The organism is Streptomyces sp. NPDC055966, assembly GCF_042269865.1.
GTDB lineage: Bacteria > Actinomycetota > Actinomycetes > Streptomycetales > Streptomycetaceae > Streptomyces.
In genome coordinates this window covers 128112-152063 of record NZ_JBHJYK010000024.1, presented here as the reverse complement: position 1 = coordinate 152063, position 23952 = coordinate 128112, and the positions used below count along the sequence as shown (strand labels likewise).

The following is a 23952-nucleotide window of genomic DNA, read 5'->3' as shown; positions in this document are numbered from 1 at the left end:
CGCCCGCGCGGCAGGTACATGCCCATCAGCCGCCGTCCGGCGAGCGCGAGGGCGTCCCTGCGCATCGTCAGGTACCCGGCGAAGAACACCACGATGACGATCTTCACGAACTCGCCGGGCTGGAAGGACAGCGGCCCGATGAAGATCCACCGCTTGGCGCCGTAGACGTCGCCGGGATAGAACGCGGGCGCCATCAGCAGGACCATGCCCACGGCGATCGTGACGTACGGATAGCGCTGGAGCCTGCGGTGGTCCTTGAGCAGCGCCACGACCCCGGCGAACACCGCCACCGCGATGCCGCACCACATCAGCTGCCCGGACGCCGCGGGCGGCGCGTGGTGGTAGTGGGTCGAGTAGGCGATGTCGAGACGGTGGATCAGGACGAGCCCCAGGCCGGTGAGCAGGGTGGCCAGCGGCAGGATCAGCGGATCGGCGTGCGGCGCGAACCGGCGTACGGCGACGTGGCACACCAGGGGCAGTGCGGCCGCGGCCACGCACGTCAGCGCCATGCCGGGCGGCAGCTTCCCGGTGAGCGCGAGGGCCGTCTCGGCGTAGCCGAACACGCATATGAGTACGGCGCCGAGCAGGAGGGCCAGCTCCAGCCCCCGGTCGCCCAGCCGCCCTGACCGGCTCGGCCGCACGGCCAGTTTCGCCGGCCCACGCCGACCAGTCATGCCTTCCCCCTTGATCGGGTCCGCCGCCCCGCATCCCGCTCCGGGGCCCGGCGATCAGAGTTATATGGTTGCGCAATAACGCAACTGAACTGTAGCTGAGGGCGGGTAAGAGGAGGGTCGACGTGGCGGCACGCGGGAGGGGGCGCCGCAAGGCGTGGGCGGTGGTGACCGGGCTGGGCGTGGTCCTGGCGCTCGTGAGCTATCTCGCCGTCCGTTTCATCCACTCGACGGCCTCCGACGAGTGCACGGCGCACGGCCCGGACGGTACGGCCGTCTCGCTCGACCTGGACCAGGCGTCCCACGCCGCGACCATCGCGGCCGTGGCCCATGCGCGCGCCCTGCCGGAACGGGCCGTCACCATCGCCCTGGCGACCGCGATCCAGGAGTCCAAACTCCGCGATCTCGCCTACGGGGACCGGGATTCCCTCGGCCTGTTCCAGCAGCGCCCGTCCCAGGGCTGGGGCACCCCCGCCCAGATCCGCGATCCCGTCTACGCCTCGGGCAGGTTCTTCGACGCGCTGGTCAAGGTGCCGGACTACCTCGGCCTGCCGGTCACCGTCGCCGCGCAGCAGGTCCAGCACAGCGGCTACCCGCAGGCGTACGCCCAGCACGAGGACATGGCGGCGACGCTGGCCGACGTGCTGACGGGCCGGGAGGGCCCGGCGCTGAGCTGCACGGTGAGCGGGGCGACGGCGGCCTCCGGCGAGGCGGGCGCCTCCGGCGGGGGAAGCGGGACGGTGGCGGTCGGCGGAGGTGCCGGTGGCGGTGCGGCCGGCTCGGTGCCGGACAGCGAGGCCGGTGTCGAGGCCGCGGTCCGGCGGGAGTTCGGCGGGGCGCCGGCCGCCGTGTCCGTGGCCGGCAGCGGCAGCGTCAGCTACCCGATCGCGCCCGGCCGGGCGGCCACGGGCTGGTCCCTCGCCCTGTGGCTGGTCTGCCACGCCACCGCCCTGCACGCCACGTCCGTGACGTTCGACGGCCGGCGCTGGACCAGTACCGCGTCGGACCGGGGCTGGACGCACGCGGCGTCCGCGCCCGGGACCGGCCGGGCCGGTGCGGTGGCGGTGACCCTGGCCGAGAACACCCAGGGCTCTGCGTGAGGGCTCGGTGCGCGCACTCGCCAAGCGGGTCCGGCGAAGTCCGCCGCGGTTCGGCAACGCCCCGAAGGGGCGCGGGGCTCCACCGATATGCGGCTCCGCCGCGTGGGCGCGACCGGCCACGTCGGCGCCGCAGATGCGCTCAGGCCTGGACGGGGCGCTGGACCTTGATCGACTGGAGGAGTCCCACGGCCACCCACACGGCGAACATGGACGAGCCGCCGTAGGAGACGAAGGGCAGCGGGATGCCGGCCACCGGCATGATGCCGAGGGCCATGCCGATGTTCTCGAAGGACTGGAACGAGAACCAGGCGACGATCCCGGCGGCGACGATCGTGCTGTACAGCTCGGTCGCCTCGCGCGCGATCCGGCAGGCCCGCCACAGGATGACCCCGATCAGGCCGATGATCAGGATGCCGCCGGCGAAGCCCAGCTCCTCGCCGGCGACCGTGAAGACGAAGTCGGTCTGCTGCTCGGGCACGAACTGCCCGGTGGTCTGCGCCCCGTGGAAGAGCCCCTGCCCGGTCAGCCCGCCGGACCCGATGGCGATCCGGGCCTGGTTGGTGTTGTAGCCGACGCCGGAGGGGTCCAGATTCGGGTCGGCGAAGGCCGCGAACCGGTTGATCTGGTACGCGTCCAGCAGATGGAGCTGCCACACCGCGACGGCGCCCGCGACCCCGATGGCGAGCAGGCCGAAGATCCACCGGTTGGACGCGCCCGAGGCGAGCAGCACGCCGAGGATCGTGACGGTCATGACCATCGTCGAACCGAGGTCCGGCATCATCATCACGACCATGATCGGTACGGCGGCCAGCCCCAGCGCCTGGATCACGGCCCGGCCGTCGGGGTGCGTCCGGTCGCCCGCGTCGACCTGGGCGGACAGCAGCATCGCCATGCCCAGGACGATCGCGACCTTCACGAACTCCGAGGGCTGGAGCGAGAATCCGCCGCCCAGCACGATCCAGTTGCGGTTGCCGTTGATGGTCGCGCCGAGCGGCGTGAGCACCAGCAGCACACCCAGGACGGAGACGCCGTAGAGGATCGGCACGGCGTTGCGCAGGACGCGGTGGCCCAGCCAGAGGGTGGCGGTCATCAGGGCGAACCCGATGCCGAGGTTCATCAGGTGCCGGACCAGGAAGTAGGTCGGGTCGCCCTGGTTGATCGTGGTGCGGTTGCGGGTCGCCGAGTAGACGAGCAGCGAGCCGATGAAGGACAGCGCGAGGGCCGACAGCAGTATCGGCCAGTCCAGCCGGCGCAGCGGCGAGTCCCGGGCGAAGAGCCGCGTCAGCCGGGACCGTTCGGGCCCGTACCCCGAGACGGAGAAGCTCTTCACGCTGGTCATGTCAGCTGCCTCCGGCGGTCTGGCTGGCTGTCCGTGCCGGAATAATAGCTGCGCAGTTGCGTAAATCTGCAAATGAACCCGCGTGTGCAGGGCCCGAACGTGTCGTGCTCCTACCTGGCCGGCGCGGTGAGGATCAGCTCGGTGTTGTGGTCGGCGGCGGCGCCGATGCGGGTGGCGGGGGTGGCGTAGGGGTCGTTGTAGGCGAGTTCGCGGTACAGGGCGGCGAGGCCGGGGTCGGAGGTGTCCGCGAAGTCGGTCCGGTAGGGGGCGGCGGACTCGATGAGGGTGGTGAACAGGGAGAGGGTGCCGTCCTGGTTGTCGGCGATCTCGATGATCCGGGCGTGGTGCGGATAGTCCACGTGGGAGGCGGTGTTGATCTCCCAGAAGGCGCGCTCGGGGACGCTGTGCCCGTGCGGGACGATCCGGTTGGTGTGGGTGTGCCCGTTCACCCAGGCCACGACGTTCGGGAAGCGCTGGAGCAGGGTGACGAGTTCCGCCCCGCCGTGCCGCCCCTCGAAGGGCCGGTAGGGGTCCGGCAGCAGATTGCCCATGGTGGTGCTGGTGTGATGGCTGAACACCACGACGAGCCGGCCGTCGGCCCCGCCGCGCACCACATGCCCGTCGGCGTCGTACCAGTGCCCGCTGTTGCCCTTGAGGACCGACTCCAGCCAGTTCAGCTGCGCGGTGCCGAGCGAACCGTCCGCGAATCCGGCGCGGTTGGTGGTGTCGAGGCTGATCCCGAGGACGCCGTCGGCGAGGTCGAAGGTGTAGTAGAGCCGCCCGCTGTCGACGGAGTCCTGGCCGAACCCGTGCCCGACGGGCCCGGCTCCGGTGTACCTCGCGTCGAGATGGGCCCGGGCGAACTCGGCAGGCGTGAACGGATGCCGCCGCTCGTCGGGCGTGACGGTACGCACGGCACCGCCGCCGGCCAGCAGTTCGCCGAGCAGCAGGACGGCCTGCGCGGGATCACGCACCAGCGCGTCCGCGAGCCGGGCGGCCGTGGCGTCGTCACACCCCTCCAGCTTCCGCGACCCGGTGTAGAGGTCGTTCAGCAGCCCGAGGTCGGGCAGGCTGCCCTCGATGCTGTCGTCGTGGTTGCCGACGGTGGTGTACCAGGGGACGCTCAGTCCGGGCGCGTCGAAGGGCCGCACGGCACCGCCGAGCAGCCCCGGTATCTCGGGCAGCCCCTTGGCCTTGTAGGCGTCCGACGCCGGGGATCCGGGATTCCAGTACAGCCCGCTCCCGGAGTTCTGGACGCCTTCGTAGCGCCCGGGATCCCCGCTGTTCGGCACGATCCGCCCGCCGCTCATGACGCTCAGGTACCAGTCGAGCTCGATCCGCTCGTGGTTGTCGGTGTTGTCCCCGGTGGCCATGACACACCGGAACGGCAGCCCCGTGTACGGCCCTTGCCGCACCGCGTTGACCCGCTCGACGAGCGACGACGCGCCACGCACGGTCAGGGTCTCCTGCGGCCGGTGCGCACTGTCGTTGAGCCGCGCCAGGTACTCGAACCGCACCGGCGACTCGGTGTCGGTCAGATGCAGGTCGGTGAACTGCACGAAGGACGCGAGCCCGGTCCGCCGCCCGTCGCGCCCGCCCCCGGCGCCGCGCAGCTCCTCCCGCACCACCAACGGCCAACCGGGCCCGGCCGTGAGCCGCTTGTACGCCCCGTCCCCGACGGCCGTCGCGGCCTGCTGGAGCGTGGTCCCCTCGACCCGCACGGCCCGCGCGGCACTCTCGGCGAGCGCCCGCTCCCGCGCCACGGCCCGCCCGGACATGACCACGGACCCGAGCCCCGCGGCCCCGAGCCCCGCCATGAACCGCCGCCGGTTCATCCCGTTCATGAATCCCCCTGTCGATTCCGGTACTTGAGACTCCCGCCCGAGGCGCGAGCGGGAGCGGCGGATACGCCTGGGCGAGCCTTACCGACGAGTAAGGGAGTGTCCAGGGGGCGGGGGGAAACTTGGGGGAAACAGGGGAGGACGGGAAACAGGGGGTGCACCCTTCGCGGCAGCCTTCTTGCGCACCGGCGGCCACCTCACCGCGGAGCGGGCCGGCACCGTCGTACGGACCGCTCCGCTCCGGCACACCGTCGGCCGAAGCAGGAACACGTCCCACGAGTACAGAGCACCGAGGCCGCCGCCCCTCCCGGCGCGCGGCCGTCAGCGGCGAGGCGGCCGTCGTCCTCCTGGGCGCGCCGGCCGGCCTGGCCAACGCCTCCACCGACACGCCGGCGACCGGCATCGCGGCGACCGGCACCGGGGGGGGGCCGAGCCGCCCTACAACTTCGGCTCCGGCTATTCGGCGATCAACGGGACCTACACCTCGGTCTCGGCGAACTGGACCCAGCCGGCCGCCACCTGCCGCGGGGGCGACCAGCAGACCGGCTTCTCGTCCCGATGACCGTGCCGACCGAGCCCGGCGACCACGTGCGGGCCTCGGTCACCTACGACGGGAACAACGCCTTCACCCTCACCCTCAAGGACGTCACCCGGTGCTGGACGAGGACGGAGAACGAGACTCAGGCCGCCACGGGAGGGACCCCGACCTCCGCGCACGTCATCGTCGAGGCCGGCTCCGGCACGGCGGCCCGTCCGGCAACGTCACCGACTTCGGCTCCGTCACGTTCTCCGACGCCACCGTCAACGGCAGACCCCTCTCGGGCGGCGGCCGCGACTTCACCGCGACCTGGCTCAGCACGGGCTGACGGCCAGGGGGGCGCACACAGCCGATCCACCGACTGAAGACGCGTGATGCAATGGGCCCGGGCGACAAGGGAGTGCGGGTTCATGGGCGGACGGATCGGGGCGGGTGTTCCGCTGCTGCTCGGCTCGGTGTTCATGGCCGTCGGCCTCTTCGGCCGGCGTCGGACTGCGGCACAGCTTCGTGTCCCTGCTGTCCGGCCGGGGCGTCCCGCTGGAGGAGATCTCCCGGCTTGTCGGGCACTCCGGGACGGCCGTGACCGAGGAGGTGCACCGGAAGCAGATCCGGCCTGTGATCCAGACCGGTGCGGTGGTCATGGCCGGGATCTTCGGAGCGCAGGAGCGGCGCCCGTAGACACGCGAAAAGCGGTAGTCACGCAGTCAGACACGCAGACCAAACAGGTGAGGCACCTACTAGTGACTAGTAGGTGCCTCACCTGCTGTTACGGCTGTCGGGGTGGCGGGATTTGAACCCACGACCTCTTCGTCCCGAACGAAGCGCGCTGCCAAGCTGCGCTACACCCCGGTGTCGCTGCTTCCCGCGGCGACGTCGTTTACTTTAGCCCACCGGTGGCTGTAGACGAAATCCGGTTTAGACGCGGCGGCGGACCGGGGTCGGGCGGGTGTGGTCCAGGGCTACCAGGAGGACGGCCAGGCCGTAGATCGCGAGGCCCAGGAGGAGGGCGTTGGCCAGGGTGCTGCGGTACCCGTGGGCGGCGACGTCGAGGAAGGGGTAGAGGTAGCGGGCGGGGTTCGAGGGGGCGAGGAACATCCCTCGGATCAGGGAGAAGGCCAGGTAGGCCAGGGGGTAGAGGAGCCAGGCCGCGGCCTGGCGGAGGTGCAGGCGGGCCGACGGGGTGAGCAGCAGCCAGTCCAGCACGACCGCCGCCGGGGTCACCGTGTGGAGGATCTGGAGGGTCGCCCACTGGCCGTGCCAGCGTGCCGGTGCCGTCGTCGCGCCGGTCATGGAGAACGGGGGCGTCGTGTGGGCCAGGAGCAGGTGGTAGACCAGCGCCGCGATCACGGCGTAGAGAAGTGTGGCGCCTGTCACTGCGGACGGCAGCGGGCGGCGTGCCCGCCAGGTCCGCGTCGCCGACAGCAGCATGACCACGGCCAGCAGGATGTTCGTCTGGACGCTGAAGTAGCTCAGGACGCGGGCCGGGCTCCCCAGCAGGAGCTCCAGGGCTACGCCGCCGCCCGCCGCCAGGGCGATCAGGAGGCGGACGAGTGCGACCACGGGGCGGCGGACCGGGGCCACCACCGCCGTCGCCGGGACCGGGGCGGGCAGCAGCAGGGGCGGGCCCGGGACCGCGGGCAGGTCCGGGATGTCCCTGGGTATCGGTGCGGTCATGCCCTCACGCTAGGAGCGGGGGCGAGGGCGGACCATGCGGGTTGGTCCGGTCGGGTTACACCGCCACGGCCGGACGGCCGGGACCCCGTCGGCCACGCCCGTCCCCCCAGCCCCACCGGCTGCTACCCCCGCTCCCGCCCCACCAGCGTCAGCAGGGTCGCCTCCGGTGGGCACGCGAAGCGGACCGGGGTGTAGCGGTTGGTGCCGCAGCCCGCCGAGACGTGGAGGTAGGAGGTGTTGCCCTCCGCCGTGTGCGTGGACAGGCCCTTCACGCGGTCCGTGTCGAGGTCGCAGTTGGTGACCAGGGCGCCGTAGAAGGGGATGCAGAGCTGGCCGCCGTGGGTGTGGCCGGCCAGGATCAGGGGGTAGCCGTCCGCCGTGAAGGCGTCCAGTGCGCGCAGGTACGGCGCGTGGACCACGCCGAAGGAGAAGTCGTACGTCCCCGAGGGGCCGCCGGCGACCCGGGCGTAGCGGTCGCGCTTGATGTGCGGGTCGTCCAGGCCCGTCAGCTCGATCGACACGCCCTCGACCTTCAGCACGCCCCGCGTGTTCGTCAGGTTCAGCCAGCCCGCCGAGTCGAAGCCGTCACGGAGGTCCTCCCACGGGTTGTGGATGGCGCCCACCGCCGGCTTGTTGCCGTTCAGGCCGTGCCGGCCGTTCGTCTTCTCCATCAAGTAGCGGGCGGGGTTGCGGAGTTTGGGGCCGTAGTAGTCGTTGGAGCCGAAGACGTACGCGCCCGGGAACTCCATCAGGGGGCCGAGTGCGTCCAGGACCTCGGGGACGCCCTCGGGGTCCGAGAGGTTGTCGCCGGTGTTGATCACGAAGTCCGGGCGCAGGCCCGCCAGCGACTGGAGCCAGCGCTGCTTCTTGCGCTGGCCGCCGACCATGTGGATGTCCGAGACCTGGAGCACGCGCAGCGGGCGCATGCCCGGCGGGAGGACCGGCACCGTCACCCGTCGCAGGCGGAAGGAGCGGGCCTCGAAGCCCGCCGCGTACGCCAGACCGGCGGCGCCTGCCGCCATGATTCCCAGGGGTACTCCGTATCGCGCGCGCATACGCCCATCGTGTCAGACCCGCGGAGGGCCGGAAGACGGGCGGGCGGCTAAAACAACGGGCGTTCGCCGCCGCACACCTGCGACAATCGACCTCATGACCACCACGCTCAAGTCGAAGCTCCACGACGACCTCAACGCCGCGATCAAGGAGCGTGACGAGCTGCGCTCCTCGACGCTCCGGCTGACGCTCGCCGCGATCACCAAGGAGGAGGTCGCGGGCAAGGAGAAGCGCGAGCTGTCCGACGACGAGGTCCTCAAGGTGATCACCCGCGAGGCGAAGAAGCGCCGTGAGGCGGCCGACGCCTTCGCGCAGGGCGGCCGTGCCGAGTCGGCGGAGCGGGAGAAGGCGGAGGGCGAGGTCCTCGCCGGATACCTGCCCAAGCAGCTGTCGGACGAGGAGCTGACCGCGATCGTCGCCGCGGCCGTGGCCGAGGCGAAGGCCGCCGGGGCGGAGGGCCCGAAGGCCATGGGTGCCGTCATGAAGATCGCGAACGCGAAGGTGGCCGGCCAGGCCGAGGGCGGCCGCGTCGCCGCCGTGGTCAAGCAGCAGCTGCTCCAGGGCTGAGCCGGCCGGCCGGACCGGGGCCGAATGTCCGAGTGGCCGAGTGACCGAGTACGGCGGCGGGGCCGCACCCCTTTCCCTCAGGGTGCGGCCCCGCCGCCGTACGCATGCACGTACCTGCCGGTCACGGCCGCCTAGGGCCAGACGCCGCCGTTCCCGGTTCCGTTGTTCCCGCCGTTGCCCTGGCCCTGGATGAAGCCGCCGGGGAGGGAGAAGGTCGGGGTGGGGACGGGGCCGCCGGTCGTGGCGCCCGTGGTGCCGCCGTCAGCCGTGCCGCCGTTTGTCAGTCCGCCGATCAGGCCGCCGATTCCCCCCGTGCTGCCCCCGTTCTTGCCCCCGTTGGCCCCCCCTTGGCCTTTTCCCTGACCGTCCCCCTTGCCCTTGTTGTCGTCGGGGATGTCGATCAGGTTGAAGTCCGGGGCGGGCTTGCCCGCCAGCGCGCCGGTCATCATGTCGCGCCAGATCGGGCCGGGCACCTGGCCGCCGTAGACCTTGTCGTACGGGACGCCGCCGATGGTGATGTTGGTCATCTGGCGCTTGTGGGCCGGGTCGCCGACCCAGACCGCGCCCGCCATGTTCGGGGTGTAGCCGACGAACCAGGCCGCGTAGCGCTGGTCCGTCGTGCCCGTCTTGCCCGCGCTCGGGCGGTCGCCGAGGCCGGCCTCCTGGCCGGTGCCGTCCTCGACCACGCCCTTGAGGAGCGTGCTGACCGTGTCCGCGGTCTTCTGGGACATCGCGCGCGAGCAGGCCGTCTTCGGCACCGGCAGCGACTTCACCTCGCTGCCGACCTTCTGGGTGATCGACATGATGGCGACCGGGGTGCAGTACGTCCCGCGCGAGGCGAAGGTGGCGTACGCGCTCGCCATCGTCAGCGGGGACATCTCCTGGGTGCCGAGCGCGATCGAGGGGGCCTGGTCGATCTTGCGGCCGTCGGCGCGGGCCACGCCCATCTTCTGCGCCATCTGCGTCACCGGGCAGATGCCGATGTCGCTGATCAGCTGCACGTAGTAGGTGTTGACCGACTTGGCGGTCGCTTCCTTCATGCCCATCGGGCCGTGCTCGGACTTGTTCTCGTTCGTGAGCTTGTCCGGGTTGTTCGGGTCGGTGCGCCAGACCTTGCCGTCGCACGCCTGCACGGGGCTCGGGTACGGCATCTCGTACGGCGACGAGTACTGCTGCGTCGGGGGCTTGCCGCCCTCGATCGCGGCCGCCGCGACGATCGGCTTGAACGTCGAACCGGGCTGGTAGCCGGCGCCGCCGCCCATGCCCTGGTTGACGGACAGGTTGATCTGCGTCTCGTTCTTGCCGAAGCCGTACGGGCGGGACTGGCCCATCGCCAGGATCTTGCCGGTCCCGGGCTCGACGATGGTGGCGGCCGTGGCCACCGGGTCGGTCTGGTAGACGTGGTTCCTGACGGACGCCTGTACGGAGTCCTGGGCCTGCGGGTCGAGCGTCGTACGGATCGTCAGACCGCCCTGGTTCCACAGCTTCGCGCGGGCCTCCTTGGTCTTGCCGAAGGACGGGTCGGTCAGGACGACGTCGCGCACGTAGTCGCAGAAGAAGCCGGCGCCGCGGACCGCGGTGATGCAGCCGTTCTTCGGCTGGCTCGGGTGCAGCCCGAGCGGCTCCTCCTTGGCCTGGTCGGCCTCCTTCTGGGAGATGTCGCCGACCTCGGCCATGCGCTGGAGGACGGTGTTGCGGCGCTTGGTGGCCTCCGCCTCGTCGTTGCCCGGGTCGTAGCGGCTCGGGGACTGCACGATGCCCGCGAGCAGCGCCGACTCCTGGAGGCTCAGGTCCTTGGCGTGCTTGGAGAAGTACCGCTCGGAGGCGGCCTCGACGCCGTAGGCCTGCTCGCCGAAGAAGGTGATGTTCAGGTAGTTCTCGAGGATCTTCTTCTTGCCGAGCTGGTCCTCGATCTGGATCGCGTACTTCAGCTCGCGGATCTTGCGGCCGATGGTCTGCTGGGTGGCCTCGGCGACCTTCGTCGGGTCGTCACCGGCCTCCTCGATGAAGTAGTTCTTCACCAGCTGCTGGGTGAGCGTGGAGGCGCCCTGGGCGACCCCGCCGCTCTGCGCGTTCTTGTTCAGCGCGCGCAGCACGCCCTTCAGGTCGATCGCGCCGTGCTGGTAGAAGCGCGAGTCCTCGATCGCGACGATCGCCTTCTGCATGTACGGCGAGATGTCCTTGAGGTCGACCACCGTGCGGTCGCGGGAGTAGACCGACGCGATCTGGTTCCCCTGGTTGTCCAGGATCGTCGTGCGCTGGCTCAGCTGGGGACTCTTGAGGTTGGCCGGGATCTCGTCGAAGCTCTGGACCGACCCCTTGGCCACGAGGCCGAGCGCGCCGGCCGCGGGCAGCGCGATGCCCGCCATCACGGCTCCGGCGAGCACACTGACACCGAGGAACTTGGCGGCCTGCTGCGTTGGCGACAGACCACCGCCCGAGCGCTTCTTTGGCATGAGGGCAGCCTAATCCGTACTTCTGAGCGTTCCGATGGAGCACCCGCGTCACGGCACGGCAAAGCGAGACGTCTACCTTCTCAATCGCCGGACACGCGCGCAGGCCTTGGCCTAAGCTGCTCTCAACTGTCACAGCAGTGCGGTCACGTATCAATACGTCCGGCGACCCCGAATCGTTCCGGTCGTATCCCGGTTCTTCCACGGGGGCGTGCCCGGTTCTCTGAGGGGCACGTGTCCGAATCCGCCTCGTGTGTCATCCGGTGCCCGATGTAGCGCACCGCAGCTGTCCCGGTTTGCCGGGAGAGTCGCGTATGTCGCCAGCTCACTCCCGCGGGTGATCTGCCGCTTACCCATAGTCCGTTCGGGCCATTCAAGATTGGGCCCGAAGGGGGTGTTGCGCTGTCCCCACCTTCCGTAACGTCCTCAACTGGCGGCGGTGAATATGCCGCTGCCGCCGTGGGGGAGCCTCGATTCGGGAGAGGACGGCGCCGGTATGGGCTGGGTAACCGACTGGAGTGCGCAGGCTGCCTGCCGCACTACCGATCCGGATGAACTGTTCGTTCAAGGAGCAGCGCAGAACAGGGCCAAGGCGGTGTGCACCGGATGTCCGGTACGCACCGAGTGCCTGGCCGACGCGCTGGACAACCGCGTCGAATTCGGCGTGTGGGGAGGCATGACGGAGCGGGAACGCCGCGCACTGCTGCGCCGGCGGCCCACGGTGACGTCGTGGCGCAGGCTGCTGGAGACGGCCCGCTCGGAGTACGAGCGCGGCACCGGAATCGTGCCCCTCGACAGCGACGAGGTGTACGAGCACTACGCGGCCGTCAGCTGAGGGCATGTCCCTCCGGCACACGCCCGGAGGAACAGCGTCGGACCGCGGCCATGGCCACTGCCAGGGGGCTGTAGGGCCAGAGAGCTACAGGGCTACGGGGCCGGAAGGTTACGAGGCATAGGGCCGGCAAGCGCCGATCGGGCCTGGACCTGGGGACACCGCGATCGGCCTGCGGCCCGCCTCGCCGTGAGAGACGCCTCGCGTGGCTGACGTGTGGTCCCGCGCGTCCGCGGACACGGCTCGCGGTCTCGCCGGGGTGTCCTGCGGCCCACGCCACAACATCCGTATGTGCTCATCTGCCTGTGCGTGTACGTGTCTGCGCGTGTACGACCCCTGTCGCGCGCTCCCTCACCGCTCACCCTCGGCGCCCCGCGCACCCGCGGCCAGCCGCGTGCCGATGTCGCGCAGGCCCGTGAGGTCGTGGACGTCGCCGGGCAGCGCGGGTACTTCGACGACCGCCACCTCGGGGTGACGGGCGGTGAAACGGCCACGCGTGCGCCGCTCGCGCGCGAGCAGCTGCATGCGATCGGCGTGCAGTCTCAGCAGACCCGCGGTGAGCCGGTCGACGGGGCGTTCCGCGTCGGCGGGGGAGCCTTCTTCGGAAGCAGGGGTGCCGCTCGCGGCCTCGGGCGCGGGAGATGATGCGGGAGATTGTGAACTGCCGTACGTGTCGGGAGAGTTACGAAGTCCAGCTTTCCCGCCCCCCTGATCGACAATGCGGGGGTCCTCAAGATTTTCCGCGGCGGCGAGCGCCCGCTCGGCCGACAGCCCGTCGGCCCCGCTCGCGTGGACGCGGTTGAGCACCAGGCCGACCAGCGGCATCCGCTCCGCGGCCAGCCGCTCCACGAAGTACGCCGCCTCGCGCAGCGCGTCCCGCTCCGGCGCCGCGACCACCAGGAACGCCGTACCGGGCGCCTGGAGCAGTTTGTACGTGGCGTCCGCGCGCGTGCGGAACCCGCCGAAGGTGGTGTCCATCGCGGCCACGAACGTCTGGACGTCCTTCAGCAGTTGACCGCCGAGCAGCTTGCCGAGCGTGCCGGTCATCATCGACATGCCGACGTTGAGGAAGGCCATGCCCGCGCGGCCGCCCAGCTTGGCCGGGGCCGTCAGCAGGCGGATGAGGCGGCCGTCCAGGAAGGAGCCGAGCCGCTTGGGCGCGTCCAGGAAGTCCAGCGCGGAGCGGGACGGCGGGGTGTCGACCACGATCAGGTCCCACTCGTCCTTCGCGCGCAGCTGGCCCAGCTTCTCCATCGCCATGTACTCCTGCGTGCCCGCGAAGCCCGCCGAGAGTGACTGGTAGAAGGGGTTGGACAGGATCGCGGCCGCCCGCTCGGGGTCCGCGTGCGCCTCCACGACCTCGTCGAAGGTGCGCTTCATGTCGAGCATCATGGCGTGCAGTTCGCCGTCGCCCTCGGTGCCCTTGACCCGGCGCGGGACGTTGTCGAGGGAGTCGATGCCCATCGACTGCGCCAGCCGGCGGGCCGGGTCGATGGTCAGCACGACGACCTTGCGGCCCCGCTCGGCGGCCCGCAGGCCGAGCGCCGCCGCGGTCGTCGTCTTGCCGACGCCGCCCGAGCCGCAGCACACCACGATCCGGGTCTTCGGGTCGTCGAGCAGCGGGTCGACGTCCAGCACGCGCGCGGGGGCGAGACGGTGGGCCCTGTCGGGCCCCTCGGCGGTCTCGTGCGCCTCGGGAGCCGTCTCGGGGGCCTCGGCCGGGTCCGCACTCATGACAACCCCTGCTTCCGCAGCTCGGTGGCGAGTTCGTACAGCCCCGCCAGGTCCACGCCCTCGGCCAGCAGCGGCAGTTCGCCCAGCGGCAGGCCCAGCTCGCCGAGGACCGTGCGCTGCTCCTGCTCCAGCGCGTACCGCTCGGCGTACTCCGACGCCTGCCGCAGCAGCGGGTCCACCAGCTTCTCGGCGTGACCGCCGCGCCGGGCCCCGCCGAGCCCCGCGGCCGAGAGTGCCTGTGCGACGGAAGAACGTCCCACGGTCCGTACGAGTTCCAGGTCGGCCGCGTCCAGCAGCTCGGGCCGGACCATGTTCACGATGACGCGGCCCACCGGGAGCCGGGCCGCGCGGAGTTCGGCGATGCCGTCGGCGGTCTCCTGGACCGGCATCTCCTCCAGCAGCGCCACCAGGTGCACGGCCGTCTCCGGGGACTTCAGCACCCGCATCACGGCCTGCGCCTGATTGTGTATCGGGCCGATCTTCGCGAGGCCCGCCACCTCGTCGTTGACGTTCAGGAAGCGGGTGACGCGGCCTGTCGGCGGGGCGTCCATGACGACGTAGTCGTACGCGAACCTCCCGCTCTTGTCCTTGCGGCGCACCGCCTCGCACGCCTTGCCGGTCAGCAGGACGTCCCGGATGCCCGGCGCGATGGTGGTGGCGAAGTCGATGGCGCCGAGCTTCTTCAGGGCCCGGCCGGCTCCACCCAGCTTGTAGAACATCTGGAGGTAGTCCAGCAGGGCCAGTTCCGGATCGATCGCGAGCGCGTACACCTCCCCGCCGCCCGGAGCGACCGCGATCTTCCGCTCCTCGTACGGCAACGCCTCCGTCTCGAAGAGCTGGGCGATGCCCTGCCGGCCCTCGACCTCCACGAGAAGCGTCCGCTTCCCCTCGGTCGCGAGGGCCAGCGCGAGTGCGGCGGCGACCGTCGTCTTGCCGGTCCCGCCCTTGCCGCTGACGACCTGGAGCCTGCTCACGCCTTCGAGACTAACCAGTCCGGCCGACACTCACGCGAGAGGCTGTGGATAACGCAGGTCACGGCCCCTCCCGGCACAGCGGCTACAGTCGGCCCCATGACCAAGTGGGAATACGCAACCGTGCCACTGCTCGTCCATGCCACGAAGCAGATTCTGGACACCTGGGGCGAGGACGGCTGGGAGCTCGTCCAGGTCGTGCCCGGGCCCAACCCCGAGCAGCTCGTGGCCTACCTGAAGCGGGTGAAGCAGGCATGAGCGCGGTCGAGGCCAAGCTGGCCGCACTGGGCCTGACCCTGCCGGACGTCGTACCGCCGCTGGCCGCGTACCAGCCGGCCGTGCGGACCGGCGTGTACGTGTACACCGCGGGCCAGCTGCCGCTGGTCGAGGGCAAGCTGCCGGTCACCGGCAAGGTGGGCGCCGAGGTGACGGCGGAGGAGGCCAAGGACCTCGCCCGCGTGTGCGCGCTGAACGCGCTGGCGGCCGTGAAGTCCGTCGCCGGTGACCTCGACCGCATCGCGCGCGTGGTGAAGGTCGTCGGGTTCGTCGCCTCCGCGTCCGACTTCACCGGGCAGCCCGGTGTCGTCAACGGCGCGAGCGAACTGCTCGGCGAGGTGCTCGGCGAGAAGGGCGTGCACGCGCGCAGCGCGGTCGGTGTCGCGGTGCTGCCGCTGGACGCGCCGGTCGAGGTCGAGATCCAGGTCGAGCTGCTTCCGTAGGCCCGCTGACCTCGGGTACCTCTCGAACATTCGCCCTACACGGGATAGCCTCCGGCCATGGCGAACGGTCAGTGGTACCCCCCGGAGTGGCCGGACCGCATCCGCGCGCTCGCGGACGGCACCCTCACCCCGGTGTCCCCCCGGCGCGCGGCCACGGTGCTGCTCCTGAGAGACACCGGGGCCGGTCCGGTCGTCCACATGCTGCGCAGACGCGCCTCCATGGCCTTCGCCGGAGGCGCGTACGCGTATCCCGGGGGCGGTGTCGACCCGCGTGACGACGACCGTCAGGTGCGCTGGGCGGGCCCCACGCGCGCGTGGTGGGCGACGCGGCTCGGTGTCGACGAGGCGGGCGCCCAGGCGATCGTGTGCGCGGCCGTGCGCGAGACCTACGAGGAGGCGGGCGTCCTGCTCGCGGGGCCTGACGGGGACTCGGTCGTCGGCGACACCACCGGGGAGGACTGGGAGGCGGACCGGGCCGCGCTGGTCGCGCGCGAGCTGTCCTTCGCCGAGTTCCTCGACCGGCGCTCTCTGGTGCTGCGCTCGGACCTGCTGGGCGCCTGGACCCGCTGGATCACCCCGGAGTTCGAGTCCCGCCGCTACGACACCTGGTTCTTCGTGGCCGTCCTCCCGCAGGGGCAGCGCACCCGGAACGCCTCCTCGGAGGCCGACCGCGCGGTGTGGATCCGCCCCGAGGAGGCCGCCGCCGGCTACGACAAGGGCGAGCTGCTGATGATGCCGCCCACCATCGCCACCCTGCGCCAGCTGCTGCCGTACGGCACCGCCGCCGAGGCGCTCGGCGCGGCCCCCGCGCGCGACATGACGCCGGTGATGGCGACGGCGCGTCTGCTGGACGGCGAGATCGTGCTGTCCTGGCCGGGGCACGAGGAGTTCACCAAGCACGTCCCGACGACCCCCGGTCCGCCCGGAGGAGGCCCCGCATGACCGACGCAAGCACGCTGCCGGGCCAGCCCCGGGGCGCGGTGCTCTCCGGCCCCGCCACCGAGCGGGCCGTCAACGTCCTCGCGCCCAACGCCTCGGCGATGACCCTGGACGGCACCAACACCTGGATCGTCGCCGAGCCCGGCTCCGACCTGGCCGTGGTGATCGACCCGGGCCCGCTGGACGACGGCCATCTGCGCGCGGTGGCCGACACCGCCGAGCAGGCCGGCCGGCGCATAGCCCTGACCCTGCTCACGCACGGCCACCCGGACCACGCCGAGGGCGCGGCCCGGTTCGCGGAACTGACCGGCACGCGCGTGCGTGCCCTCGACCCGGCGCTGCGCCTCGGCGACGAGGGCCTGGGCGCCGGGGACGTGATCACCGTCGGCGGCCTGGAGCTGCGGGTCGTCCCGACCCCCGGGCACACCGCGGACTCGCTGAGCTTCCATCTCCCGGCCGACCGGGCGGTCCTGACCGGCGACACCGTCCTCGGGCGCGGTACGACCGTCGTGGCGCATCCCGACGGCCGCCTGGGCGACTATCTGGACTCCCTGCGCCGGCTGCGCTCCCTGACGGTGGACGACGGCGTCCACACGGTCCTGCCGGGCCACGGGCCGGTCCTGGAGGACGCCCAGGGCGTCGTCGAGTTCTACCTCGCCCACCGCGCCCACCGGCTCGCCCAGGTGGAGACGGCGGTGGAGGACGGCTACCGCACCCCGGCCGAGGTCGTCGCCCACGTCTACGCCGACGTGGACCGCTCCCTGTGGCCGGCGGCGGAACTGTCGGTACGGGCCCAGCTGGACTACCTGACCGAACACGGCCTGATCTAGTCCCGTCCCCGGCCCAGCTAGTCGGGCCGGGGTGCCTTGACGCCGTGCACGCGTGTGTACTCGGCGGCGAGCCAGGGGCCGAGGTCGTCCACGTACGTGCGCAGCACCTCGGGGTCGCCGACGGGTTCGCAGCCGACCTCCGCCGCCGTGCGCAGCTGTGCGGCGCGCTGCGGGTAGTAGCCGCCGAACGCGTCGGCCATCTCGCGCAGGTCGCTGGTCCAGCCGTTCCAGCGGGGCATGACGAGGGTGAAGGCGGTGCGCACGAGGTGGCGGGACATGAAGCGCACGAGGGGGCGCCGGGCCTCCTCGGTGTCCTCGGCGCCCGCGATCCGCTCCCGCCAGCGGGGCAGCCACCGGGCCAGGTCGCCGTTGGTCTCGCGGGCGAGCAGGGAGTCGAGCCGGTAACGCGGCAGGTACTCGGCGAGGTCGTCGCCGAGCAGCGGGGTGCACAGACAGGCCACGAACCAGCCCAGGTCGTACCGCTCCAGCTCACTCAGCAGCCGGTCCCGGCCGTACAGCAGCGTGCCGACCCCGTCGATCTGCCGGAACTCCTTGTCGACGGCCTCGCCGAGCGCCCGTACGGCCGCCCGGTCGGCCTCGCCGGGCTCGTCCCGCAGGGCGACGAGCAGATCCAGGTCGCTGCGTCCCACGCGCGCGGTGCCGCGCGGGATGGACCCGTAGAGGTACGCGCTGTGCAGGCGCGTGCCGAAGAGGTCCAGCACCCGGTCGCGCGCGTCGGCCACGACCGGGCGGAAGGCACCGGGCACGCGCGCGAGGGAGCCTTCGCGCGCGATGAAGCCCAGGTCGTCGAGGCCGGGACGCAGGGCGTCGAGACGGGGACGACGGATCGTTTCAGCCATGCGGCCACTGTCGCGCGCGTCCCTGTCCGGGGCAGCTGATTTTCGGGTACCGGACGGTGAACACCGCCTGTCCGGCACCCGACACCCACGAGACCTACCGGGAGCGCTTGGCGAGCCGCTCCACGTCCAGCAGGATCACGGCCCGCGCCTCCAGGCGGAGCCAGCCGCGCTGGGCGAAGTCCGCCAGGGCCTTGTTCACGGTCTCGCGCGAGGCGCCGACCAGCTGGGCCAGCTCCTCCTGCGTGAGGTCGTGGACGACGTGGATGCCTTCCTCGGACTGCACGCCGAAGCGGCGCGAGAGGTCCAGCAGGGCGCGGGCCACGCGGCCGGGGACGTCGGAGAAGACCAGGTCCGACATGGCGTCGTTGGTCTTGCGCAGCCGGCGGGCGACGGCGCGCAGCAGGGCACCGGCCACCTCGGGGCGGGCGTTCAGCCAGGGCTGGAGGTCGCCGTGGCCGAGGCCGAGCAGCTTGACCTCGGTCAGCGCGGTCGCCGTGGCCGTACGGGGGCCCGGGTCGAACAGCGACAGCTCGCCGATCAGCTCACCGGGGCCGACGACGGCGAGCATGTTCTCCCGGCCGTCGGGGGAGGTGCGGTGCAGCTTGACCTTGCCCTCGGTGACGACGTACAGCCGGTCGCCCGGGTCGCCCTCGTGGAACAGTGAGTCACCGCGCGCGAGGGTCACCTCACTCATGGAGGCGCGGAGCTCCGCGGCCTGCTCGTCGTCGAGCGCCGCGAAGAGCGGGTTGCGCCGCAGAACGTCGTCCACGAGTTCTCTCCCTTGTCGACCTGCTCAGGGGATCTTGCTCCCCCGTGTACCAGGGGACCGTGCTCCCCATTTTGCCGGACGGTCCAAACAGTGTGATCTGTCACAAGGATGCCGCACAGGTGTGCCCGGGTAAGCGTCAGGGGTCCAATCGGGGGCCGATCTTCCGGGTCCGGGGCGGATGTCGGTGGCGGGCTCTAGGCTGGCCGGGTGTCCAAATCACCGGTGAGAGCACAGGCCAAGGGGGCATAGCGGGTGGTTGTACGTCGTGATTCCGCTGTGGGCGAACAGAGCTCCGGCGGCAGCAAGAAAACCGGAAAAACGGTCAAAAAGGTCATCCCTGTAAAGCCCGTCACCAAGGAGGAGTCCCGCACGGCCCTGGTCCGCCGCGCCCGCCGCATCAACCGCGAGCTGGCCGAGGTGTACCCGTACGCCCACCCGGAGCTGGACTTCGAGAACCCCTTCCAGCTGCTCGTCGCCACGGTCCTGTCCGCCCAGACCACCGACCTGCGCGTCAACCAGACGACCCCGGCGCTCTTCGCCGCGTACCCGACCCCCGAGGACCTCGCCGCCGCGAACCCGGAGGAGGTCGAGGAGATCCTGCGCCCCTGCGGGTTCTTCCGGGCCAAGACCCGGTCGGTCATAGGCCTTTCCAAGGCCCTCGCCGAGGACTTCGGCGGCGAGGTGCCCGGACGCCTCGAAGACCTCGTCAAACTGCCCGGAGTCGGCCGCAAGACCGCGTTCGTCGTGCTCGGCAACGCCTTCGGGCGGCCCGGGATCACCGTGGACACCCACTTCCAGCGGCTCGTACGGCGCTGGCGGTGGACCGAGGAGACCGACCCGGACAAGATCGAGGCCGAGGTCGGCGCGCTCTTCCCGAAGAGCGACTGGACCGATCTGTCCCACCACGTGATCTGGCACGGCCGCCGGATCTGCCACGCCCGCAAGCCCGCCTGCGGCGCCTGCCCGATCGCCCCGCTCTGCCCGGCCTACGGCGAGGGCGAGACCGATCCGGAGAAGGCGAAGAAGCTGCTGAAGTACGAGAAGGGCGGCTTCCCCGGCCAGCGCCTCAACCCTCCGCAGGCCTACCTCGACGCGGGCGGGCGGCCGGCCCCGCCGCTGGGGGCCGCGTGACGGAGCGATCCCGCCGCGTGGCGGAACGATCTCGGGGCCCTCGGGCGTTGTATCGGGCAGGGGCGAGGGGGTGGCGATGGCGACGGCCGGTGAGGCGCGGGGCGGTGCGGTGACGCTCAGCAAGGACGGACTGCCGGAGTGGCTGGCGCCGGTGGTGAAGGCGGCCGAGACGGTCGAGCCGCTCCAGCTGAGCCGCTTCCTGCCGCCGGAGAACGGCTCGGGGCGGCAGTCCGCCGTGCTGGTCCTGTTCGGCGAGGGCGAGGGAGGGCCCGAGCTGCTGCTCATGGAGCGCGCGGGCTCGCTGCGTTCGCACGCCGGGCAGCCGTCCTTCCCGGGCGGCGCGCTCGACCCCGAGGACGGCGATCCGCGCGCCGACGGGCCGCTCAGAGCCGCGCTGCGCGAGGCCGAGGAGGAGACCGGCCTCGACCCGTCCGGCGTCCAGCTCTTCGGCGTGCTGCCCGCGCTCTACATCCCGGTCAGCGGCTTCGTCGTCACGCCCGTGCTCGGCTGGTGGCGCGAGCCCAGCCCGGTCGGCGTCGTCGACCCGAACGAGACGGCGCGGGTCTTCACGGTCCCCGTGGCGGATCTCACGGACCCCGCCAACCGCGCCACCGCCGTCCATCCCAGCGGGCACCGAGGCCCGGCATTTCTGGTCGAATCGGCCCTCGTGTGGGGCTTCACGGCCGGCGTGATCGACCGTCTGCTGCACTACGCGGGCTGGGAGCGCGCCTGGGACAGAGAGAAGCGGGTCCCGCTCGACTGGCGGTCATGACAGGGTGTCGTCCGTGAATGTGCTGGACATCCTGTTGCTGCTCGCGGCCGTGTGGTTCGCGATCGTGGGCTACCGCCAGGGCTTCGTCGTCGGCATCCTGTCGGTGATCGGCTTCCTCGGGGGCGGTGCCGCCGCCGTGTACGCGCTGCCCGTCATCTGGGACGCCGTGACCGACAAGGCGAACGTCGGCACCACCGCGGCCGTGGTCGCCGTGGTCGTCATCATCGTCTGCGCCTCCGTCGGCCAGGCCCTGACCACCCACCTCGGCAACAAGCTGCGCCGGCACATCACCTGGTCCCCGGCCCGCGCCCTGGACGCCACCGGCGGCGCGCTCGTCAACGTCGTCGCGATGCTGCTGGTCGCGTGGGTGATCGGTTCCGCCCTCGCCGGTACGACGCTGCCGACGTTCGGCAAGGAGGTGCGCAGCTCCAAGGTGCTGCTCGGCGTCTCCCGGGCGCTGCCCGCGCAGGCGAACACCTGGTTCGCGGACTTCTCCTCCGTCCTCGCGCAGAACGGCTTCCCGCAGGTCTTCAGCCCGTTCGCCAACGAGCCGATCAACGACGTCCGGCCGCCCGACCCGGCCCTCGCCGGCAGCCCGGTCGCCACCCGGGCCCAGCGCTCCATCGTCAAGGTCACCGGCACCGCGCAGAGCTGCGGCAAGGTCCTGGAGGGCACCGGCTTCGTCTTCGCCGACCGCCGCGTCATGACCAACGCGCACGTGGTCGGCGGGGTCGACGCGCCGACCGTGCAGATCGGCGGCGAGGGCCGCAAGTACGACGCCAAGGTCGTCCTGTACGACTGGAAGCGCGACATCGCGGTACTCGACGTACCGGACCTGAGGGCGACCGCGCTGCGGTTCTCCGGCCAGGAGGCGTCCGGCGGTGAGGGCGCGATCGTCGCGGGCTTCCCCGAGAACGGCTCGTACGACGTGCGCGCCGCGCGCGTGCGCGGGCGCATCACGGCCAACGGCCCCGACATCTACCACCGGGGCACGGTCAGCCGCGACGTCTACTCGCTGTACACGACCGTGCGCCAGGGCAACTCGGGCGGCCCGCTGCTCACCCCCGACGGCCGGGTGTACGGCGTGGTGTTCGCCAAGTCCCTCGACGACGCCGAGACCGGCTACGCCCTCACGGCGGACGAGATCCGCTCCGACGCCGACCGCGGCCGCACGGCGACCGAAGAGGTGGGGACGGACAGCTGCGCCCTGTGAGCCCCGGTGCGCCTCGGCGAGAGGTGCGCCGAGAGGTGCCCGAGGGGTCAGCCGCGCGGGTGGCGAAGGCGTACCGAGACCCAGCGGGCCCGGCGGCGCAGGATGCGCGGGATCCCTACGCGCAGGTCCGCTTCCGCGAGTTGCGGGGCGCCTCGCTGAGGCGTGCCCGGACCGGCGGCCGAGCGGCGGTTGCGGGGTGCGTCACTGTCGTGCGTCCAGCCCATACCCCGACGTGTGCCCCGCCAGAAGGTCGATAACCGCCTCCGCGCCCCCCAATTGGCCTATGCGGCAGGCATGTGGCCGTTCGAGGGACAAGTGTTCAGGAACCGGATACTCCACGCATCGGACCTGTCACCGTACGGTCACTGGCATACCGTCACCGGCATACGTCACCGGGCGGGCCGCGGCCTTCACCGGTCGGGCTCGGGGTCCTTCAGCCAGTTGACGAGTTCCGTGGAGAAGGCCACCGGGTCCTCCTCGTGGGGGAAGTGGCCGAGACCGTCGAACAACCGCCAGCGGTACGGGGCTTCGACGTACTCGCCGGAGCCGGCCGAGCTGCGGGTGCGGGTCACCGGGTCGAGTGAGCCGTGCAGATGCAGGGTGGGCACCCGAACGGGTCGTTTCATCCGGCGGTTGAACTGGATGCCGTCCGGGCGGGCCAGCGAGCGGACCAGCCAGCGGTACGGCTCGATCGAGCAGTGCGCGGTCGACGGGATGCACATCGCCCGCCGGTACGTCTCCACCGCCTCGTCCTCCGGCGGGCGCGGCCCGGACCACTCCCGGATCAGCCGCCCCACCAGTTCACCGTCGTTCGCGGTGAGTTGACGCTCCGGGATCCACGGCCGCTGGAAGCCCCAGATGTAGGAGCTGGCGGCCGTCTGCCGGGCGTCGCGCAGCATCGCCGCGCGCCAGCGCCGCGGATGCGGCATCGACACCACGGCCAGCCGGCGGACGAGCTTGGGCCGCATCGCCGCCGCCGTCCACGCCAGATAGCCGCCCAGGTCGTGGCCGACCAGCGCCGCGTCGGGCTCGCCGAGCGAGCGGATCACGCCGGTGACGTCCAGCGCCAGGTTGGCGGGGTCGTACCCGCGGGGCGTGCGGTCGCTGCCGCCGACGCCCCGCAGGTCCATCGCCACCGCTCGGTAGCCCGCGTCCGCGAGCGCCACCAGCTGGTGCCGCCACGTCCACCAGAACTGCGGGAAGCCGTGCAGCAGCAGCACCAGCGGGCCGTCGCCGAGCTCGGCGATGTGGAAGCGCGCGCCGTTGGCGGCGACGTCCCGGTGACTCACCTTTTTCCCGTGGGGGACGTCGATCCGTACGGCGGAGGGGGCGGGGTCGGTCATGACGACGAGCGTGCCACAGCTTCGATGGCGGCGGGGGTACGGTCCTCGGGCAGCTCGGCGCGCGGGTGCGGCCTGGCGTTCTGCAGGACGCCCGCCGTCTCCTTCACCGAGGCGACCACCTTCTTCGGGCCCTGGCTCTTCTTGGCCTTCTTCGCGAACGCCAGGCCGATGAGCCCGAGCAGGATCGCGACGAACACGTTGGCCGCGAAGGACAGCACGAAGCAGATCGCCAGGTTCCAGTGGCTCCAGGTCCGGATGCCGTACGCGAGGGCGAAGTTGAGCATCGGCAGGGAGAAGACCAGCACCACGGCCGCCATCGTGAAGGCGCCGCCGCTGACCGCGCCGCGCTTCACGTCCTGCTTCAGCTGGGCCTTGGCCAGCGCGATCTCGTCGTGCACCAGCGCCGACATCTCGGCCGTCGCCGAGGCGAACAGCTGGCCGACGCTGCGTTCGGCGCCGACCGGGCTGCCGTCGGGTGCGCTCATCGCGTTCTCCCTCAAAGGTCTGACGTGCCGCAGGCGTCGGGCCCGGTCCGGCCACCCCGCTCGTGCGGCCGTCCGGCCCGGCCGTCCTGCTGTGTGGCCGTCTTGTTTTGTACCGTCT

The 23952-nt window shown here is 71.7% G+C and carries 23 protein-coding genes, 1 tRNA gene and 1 pseudogene; 12 read left to right on the top strand and 13 right to left on the bottom strand.

Features of this window, described 5'->3' with window-relative positions; all coding sequences use genetic code 11:
* The coding region (locus ACFC8N_RS38975; RefSeq protein ID WP_376293820.1) for an FtsW/RodA/SpoVE family cell cycle protein at window positions 1-674 on the bottom strand (674 nt) is incomplete at its 3' end.
* Window positions 675-796: 122 nt separating this feature from the next.
* Between ACFC8N_RS38975 and ACFC8N_RS38970 the strand changes: the two genes are divergently transcribed.
* Window positions 797-1771: a heavy metal transporter gene (locus ACFC8N_RS38970; RefSeq protein WP_362821711.1), complete on the top strand. Its 975-nt coding sequence runs from the start codon at window positions 797-799 to the stop codon at window positions 1769-1771.
* A gap of 139 nt (window positions 1772-1910) precedes the next feature.
* Here ACFC8N_RS38970 and rodA read toward each other — a convergent pair whose 3' ends face one another.
* Together rodA and ACFC8N_RS38960 are read right to left on the bottom strand one after the other, a co-directional pair.
* Window positions 1911-3110, bottom strand: coding sequence for a rod shape-determining protein RodA (gene rodA / locus ACFC8N_RS38965; protein ID WP_356039853.1), 1200 nt, complete (start codon window positions 3108-3110; stop codon window positions 1911-1913).
* Window positions 3111-3220: 110 nt separating this feature from the next.
* The gene (locus ACFC8N_RS38960) at window positions 3221-4954 is read right to left on the bottom strand and encodes a TIGR03767 family metallophosphoesterase (protein WP_356039850.1); all 1734 of its coding nucleotides are present in this window, start codon (window positions 4952-4954) and stop codon (window positions 3221-3223) included.
* A gap of 650 nt (window positions 4955-5604) precedes the next feature.
* Here ACFC8N_RS38960 and ACFC8N_RS38955 point away from each other — a divergent pair.
* On the top strand, window positions 5605-5817 hold the full coding sequence (locus ACFC8N_RS38955; RefSeq protein ID WP_376293816.1) for a hypothetical protein: 213 nt from the start codon (window positions 5605-5607) through the stop codon (window positions 5815-5817).
* 164 nt (window positions 5818-5981) lie between these two features.
* A pseudogene (locus ACFC8N_RS38950) lies at window positions 5982-6167 on the top strand (site-specific integrase); the annotation flags it as partial.
* Between the two features lie 97 nt (window positions 6168-6264).
* Here ACFC8N_RS38950 and ACFC8N_RS38945 read toward each other — a convergent pair.
* From ACFC8N_RS38945 to ACFC8N_RS38935, 3 genes are all read right to left on the bottom strand, one after another.
* A tRNA-Pro gene (locus ACFC8N_RS38945) sits at window positions 6265-6338 on the bottom strand.
* A 66-nt stretch (window positions 6339-6404) separates the two neighbouring features.
* Complete coding sequence (locus ACFC8N_RS38940) at window positions 6405-7163, bottom strand: Pr6Pr family membrane protein (RefSeq protein WP_376293813.1); 759 nt, start codon at window positions 7161-7163, stop codon at window positions 6405-6407.
* A gap of 122 nt (window positions 7164-7285) precedes the next feature.
* A complete protein-coding gene (locus tag ACFC8N_RS38935) occupies window positions 7286-8218 on the bottom strand; it encodes a metallophosphoesterase (protein WP_356039843.1) in 933 nt (310 codons plus the stop codon).
* A gap of 94 nt (window positions 8219-8312) precedes the next feature.
* Between ACFC8N_RS38935 and ACFC8N_RS38930 the strand changes: the two genes are divergently transcribed.
* Window positions 8313-8783: a GatB/YqeY domain-containing protein gene (locus ACFC8N_RS38930; protein WP_356039840.1), complete on the top strand. Its 471-nt coding sequence runs from the start codon at window positions 8313-8315 to the stop codon at window positions 8781-8783.
* A 131-nt stretch (window positions 8784-8914) separates the two neighbouring features.
* On the opposite strand, the gene ACFC8N_RS38925 is transcribed toward ACFC8N_RS38930, so the two are convergent.
* The gene (locus tag ACFC8N_RS38925; RefSeq protein ID WP_356039837.1) at window positions 8915-11239 is read right to left on the bottom strand and encodes a transglycosylase domain-containing protein; all 2325 of its coding nucleotides are present in this window, start codon (window positions 11237-11239) and stop codon (window positions 8915-8917) included.
* A 493-nt stretch (window positions 11240-11732) separates the two neighbouring features.
* Between ACFC8N_RS38925 and wblA the strand changes: the two genes are divergently transcribed.
* The gene (gene wblA / locus ACFC8N_RS38920; protein WP_067046754.1) at window positions 11733-12071 is read left to right on the top strand and encodes a transcriptional regulator WblA; all 339 of its coding nucleotides are present in this window, start codon (window positions 11733-11735) and stop codon (window positions 12069-12071) included.
* Window positions 12072-12419: 348 nt separating this feature from the next.
* On the opposite strand, the gene ACFC8N_RS38915 is transcribed toward wblA, so the two are convergent.
* Together ACFC8N_RS38915 and ACFC8N_RS38910 are read right to left on the bottom strand one after the other, a co-directional pair.
* Entirely contained in the window at window positions 12420-13802 is a 1383-nt protein-coding gene (locus ACFC8N_RS38915) for an ArsA family ATPase (RefSeq protein WP_376293810.1), read from the bottom strand.
* On the bottom strand, window positions 13799-14776 hold the full coding sequence (locus tag ACFC8N_RS38910) for an ArsA-related P-loop ATPase (protein ID WP_356029379.1): 978 nt from the start codon (window positions 14774-14776) through the stop codon (window positions 13799-13801). The genes ACFC8N_RS38915 and ACFC8N_RS38910 overlap by 4 nt, the downstream gene beginning before the upstream one ends.
* Before the next feature lie 96 nt (window positions 14777-14872).
* On the opposite strand from ACFC8N_RS38910, the gene ACFC8N_RS38905 reads away from it, so the two are divergent.
* The 4 genes from ACFC8N_RS38905 to ACFC8N_RS38890 are packed head-to-tail and all read left to right on the top strand — an operon-like array spanning window position 14873 to window position 17261.
* Window positions 14873-15031 carry a hypothetical protein gene (locus tag ACFC8N_RS38905; protein WP_356029377.1) on the top strand — a complete coding sequence of 53 codons (159 nt, stop codon included), beginning with the start codon at window positions 14873-14875 and terminating at the stop codon, window positions 15029-15031.
* Window positions 15028-15492: a RidA family protein gene (locus tag ACFC8N_RS38900; protein ID WP_356029376.1), complete on the top strand. Its 465-nt coding sequence runs from the start codon at window positions 15028-15030 to the stop codon at window positions 15490-15492. Before ACFC8N_RS38905 ends, ACFC8N_RS38900 begins: the two co-directional genes overlap by 4 nt.
* A gap of 57 nt (window positions 15493-15549) precedes the next feature.
* Window positions 15550-16434, top strand: a complete 885-nt coding sequence (locus tag ACFC8N_RS38895; protein WP_356029374.1) for an NUDIX hydrolase — start codon at window positions 15550-15552, stop codon at window positions 16432-16434.
* Window positions 16431-17261 (top strand): MBL fold metallo-hydrolase, encoded by an 831-nt coding sequence (locus tag ACFC8N_RS38890; RefSeq protein WP_376293807.1) that lies wholly within the window; start codon window positions 16431-16433, stop codon window positions 17259-17261. The genes ACFC8N_RS38895 and ACFC8N_RS38890 overlap by 4 nt, the downstream gene beginning before the upstream one ends.
* Window positions 17262-17278: 17 nt before the next feature.
* On the opposite strand, the gene ACFC8N_RS38885 is transcribed toward ACFC8N_RS38890, so the two are convergent.
* Both ACFC8N_RS38885 and ACFC8N_RS38880 read right to left on the bottom strand, forming a co-directional pair.
* Window positions 17279-18121 (bottom strand): nucleotidyltransferase domain-containing protein, encoded by an 843-nt coding sequence (locus ACFC8N_RS38885; protein ID WP_376293805.1) that lies wholly within the window; start codon window positions 18119-18121, stop codon window positions 17279-17281.
* A gap of 94 nt (window positions 18122-18215) precedes the next feature.
* Complete coding sequence (locus ACFC8N_RS38880) at window positions 18216-18890, bottom strand: Crp/Fnr family transcriptional regulator (protein ID WP_014674022.1); 675 nt, start codon at window positions 18888-18890, stop codon at window positions 18216-18218.
* Window positions 18891-19223: 333 nt separating this feature from the next.
* Here ACFC8N_RS38880 and nth point away from each other — a divergent pair, with 333 nt between their 5' ends.
* The 3 genes from nth (at window position 19224) to ACFC8N_RS38865 (ending at window position 22006) form a co-directional block, all read left to right on the top strand.
* Window positions 19224-20021, top strand: coding sequence for an endonuclease III (nth, locus tag ACFC8N_RS38875; protein ID WP_376293831.1), 798 nt, complete (start codon window positions 19224-19226; stop codon window positions 20019-20021).
* A 76-nt stretch (window positions 20022-20097) separates the two neighbouring features.
* Entirely contained in the window at window positions 20098-20793 is a 696-nt protein-coding gene (locus ACFC8N_RS38870; protein WP_376293802.1) for an NUDIX hydrolase, read from the top strand.
* Between the two features lie 13 nt (window positions 20794-20806).
* Window positions 20807-22006: a MarP family serine protease gene (locus ACFC8N_RS38865; RefSeq protein ID WP_356029364.1), complete on the top strand. Its 1200-nt coding sequence runs from the start codon at window positions 20807-20809 to the stop codon at window positions 22004-22006.
* A 410-nt stretch (window positions 22007-22416) separates the two neighbouring features.
* Here the strand turns inward: ACFC8N_RS38865 and ACFC8N_RS38860 are convergent, their stop codons facing one another.
* Both ACFC8N_RS38860 and ACFC8N_RS38855 read right to left on the bottom strand, forming a co-directional pair.
* Window positions 22417-23349 carry an alpha/beta hydrolase gene (locus ACFC8N_RS38860; RefSeq protein WP_356029361.1) on the bottom strand — a complete coding sequence of 311 codons (933 nt, stop codon included), beginning with the start codon at window positions 23347-23349 and terminating at the stop codon, window positions 22417-22419.
* Window positions 23346-23834, bottom strand: a complete 489-nt coding sequence (locus tag ACFC8N_RS38855; protein ID WP_356029359.1) for a phage holin family protein — start codon at window positions 23832-23834, stop codon at window positions 23346-23348. The genes ACFC8N_RS38860 and ACFC8N_RS38855 overlap by 4 nt, the downstream gene beginning before the upstream one ends.
* Between the last annotated feature and the right edge of the window lie 118 nt (window positions 23835-23952).

Bases quoted from the DNA above. Each gene is read 5' to 3' on its own strand.
- ACFC8N_RS38900 (WP_356029376.1), top strand. From the start codon at position 15,028: ATGAGCGCGGTCGAGGCCAAGCTGGCCGCACTGGGCCTGACCCTGCCG.
- ACFC8N_RS38885 (WP_376293805.1), bottom strand. From the start codon at position 18,121: ATGGCTGAAACGATCCGTCGTCCCCGTCTCGACGCCCTGCGTCCCGGC.
- ACFC8N_RS38890 (WP_376293807.1), top strand. From the start codon at position 16,431: ATGACCGACGCAAGCACGCTGCCGGGCCAGCCCCGGGGCGCGGTGCTC.
- ACFC8N_RS38905 (WP_356029377.1), top strand. From the start codon at position 14,873: ATGACCAAGTGGGAATACGCAACCGTGCCACTGCTCGTCCATGCCACG.
- ACFC8N_RS38915 (WP_376293810.1), bottom strand. From the start codon at position 13,802: ATGAGTGCGGACCCGGCCGAGGCCCCCGAGACGGCTCCCGAGGCGCAC.
- ACFC8N_RS38895 (WP_356029374.1), top strand. From the start codon at position 15,550: ATGGCGAACGGTCAGTGGTACCCCCCGGAGTGGCCGGACCGCATCCGC.
- ACFC8N_RS38940 (WP_376293813.1), bottom strand. From the start codon at position 7,163: ATGACCGCACCGATACCCAGGGACATCCCGGACCTGCCCGCGGTCCCG.
- ACFC8N_RS38930 (WP_356039840.1), top strand. From the start codon at position 8,313: ATGACCACCACGCTCAAGTCGAAGCTCCACGACGACCTCAACGCCGCG.
- wblA (WP_067046754.1), top strand. From the start codon at position 11,733: ATGGGCTGGGTAACCGACTGGAGTGCGCAGGCTGCCTGCCGCACTACC.
- ACFC8N_RS38960 (WP_356039850.1), bottom strand. From the start codon at position 4,954: ATGAACGGGATGAACCGGCGGCGGTTCATGGCGGGGCTCGGGGCCGCG.
- ACFC8N_RS38860 (WP_356029361.1), bottom strand. From the start codon at position 23,349: ATGACCGACCCCGCCCCCTCCGCCGTACGGATCGACGTCCCCCACGGG.
- ACFC8N_RS38925 (WP_356039837.1), bottom strand. From the start codon at position 11,239: ATGCCAAAGAAGCGCTCGGGCGGTGGTCTGTCGCCAACGCAGCAGGCC.
- ACFC8N_RS38855 (WP_356029359.1), bottom strand. From the start codon at position 23,834: ATGAGCGCACCCGACGGCAGCCCGGTCGGCGCCGAACGCAGCGTCGGC.
- ACFC8N_RS38935 (WP_356039843.1), bottom strand. From the start codon at position 8,218: ATGCGCGCGCGATACGGAGTACCCCTGGGAATCATGGCGGCAGGCGCC.
- ACFC8N_RS38870 (WP_376293802.1), top strand. From the start codon at position 20,098: ATGGCGACGGCCGGTGAGGCGCGGGGCGGTGCGGTGACGCTCAGCAAG.
- rodA (WP_356039853.1), bottom strand. From the start codon at position 3,110: ATGACCAGCGTGAAGAGCTTCTCCGTCTCGGGGTACGGGCCCGAACGG.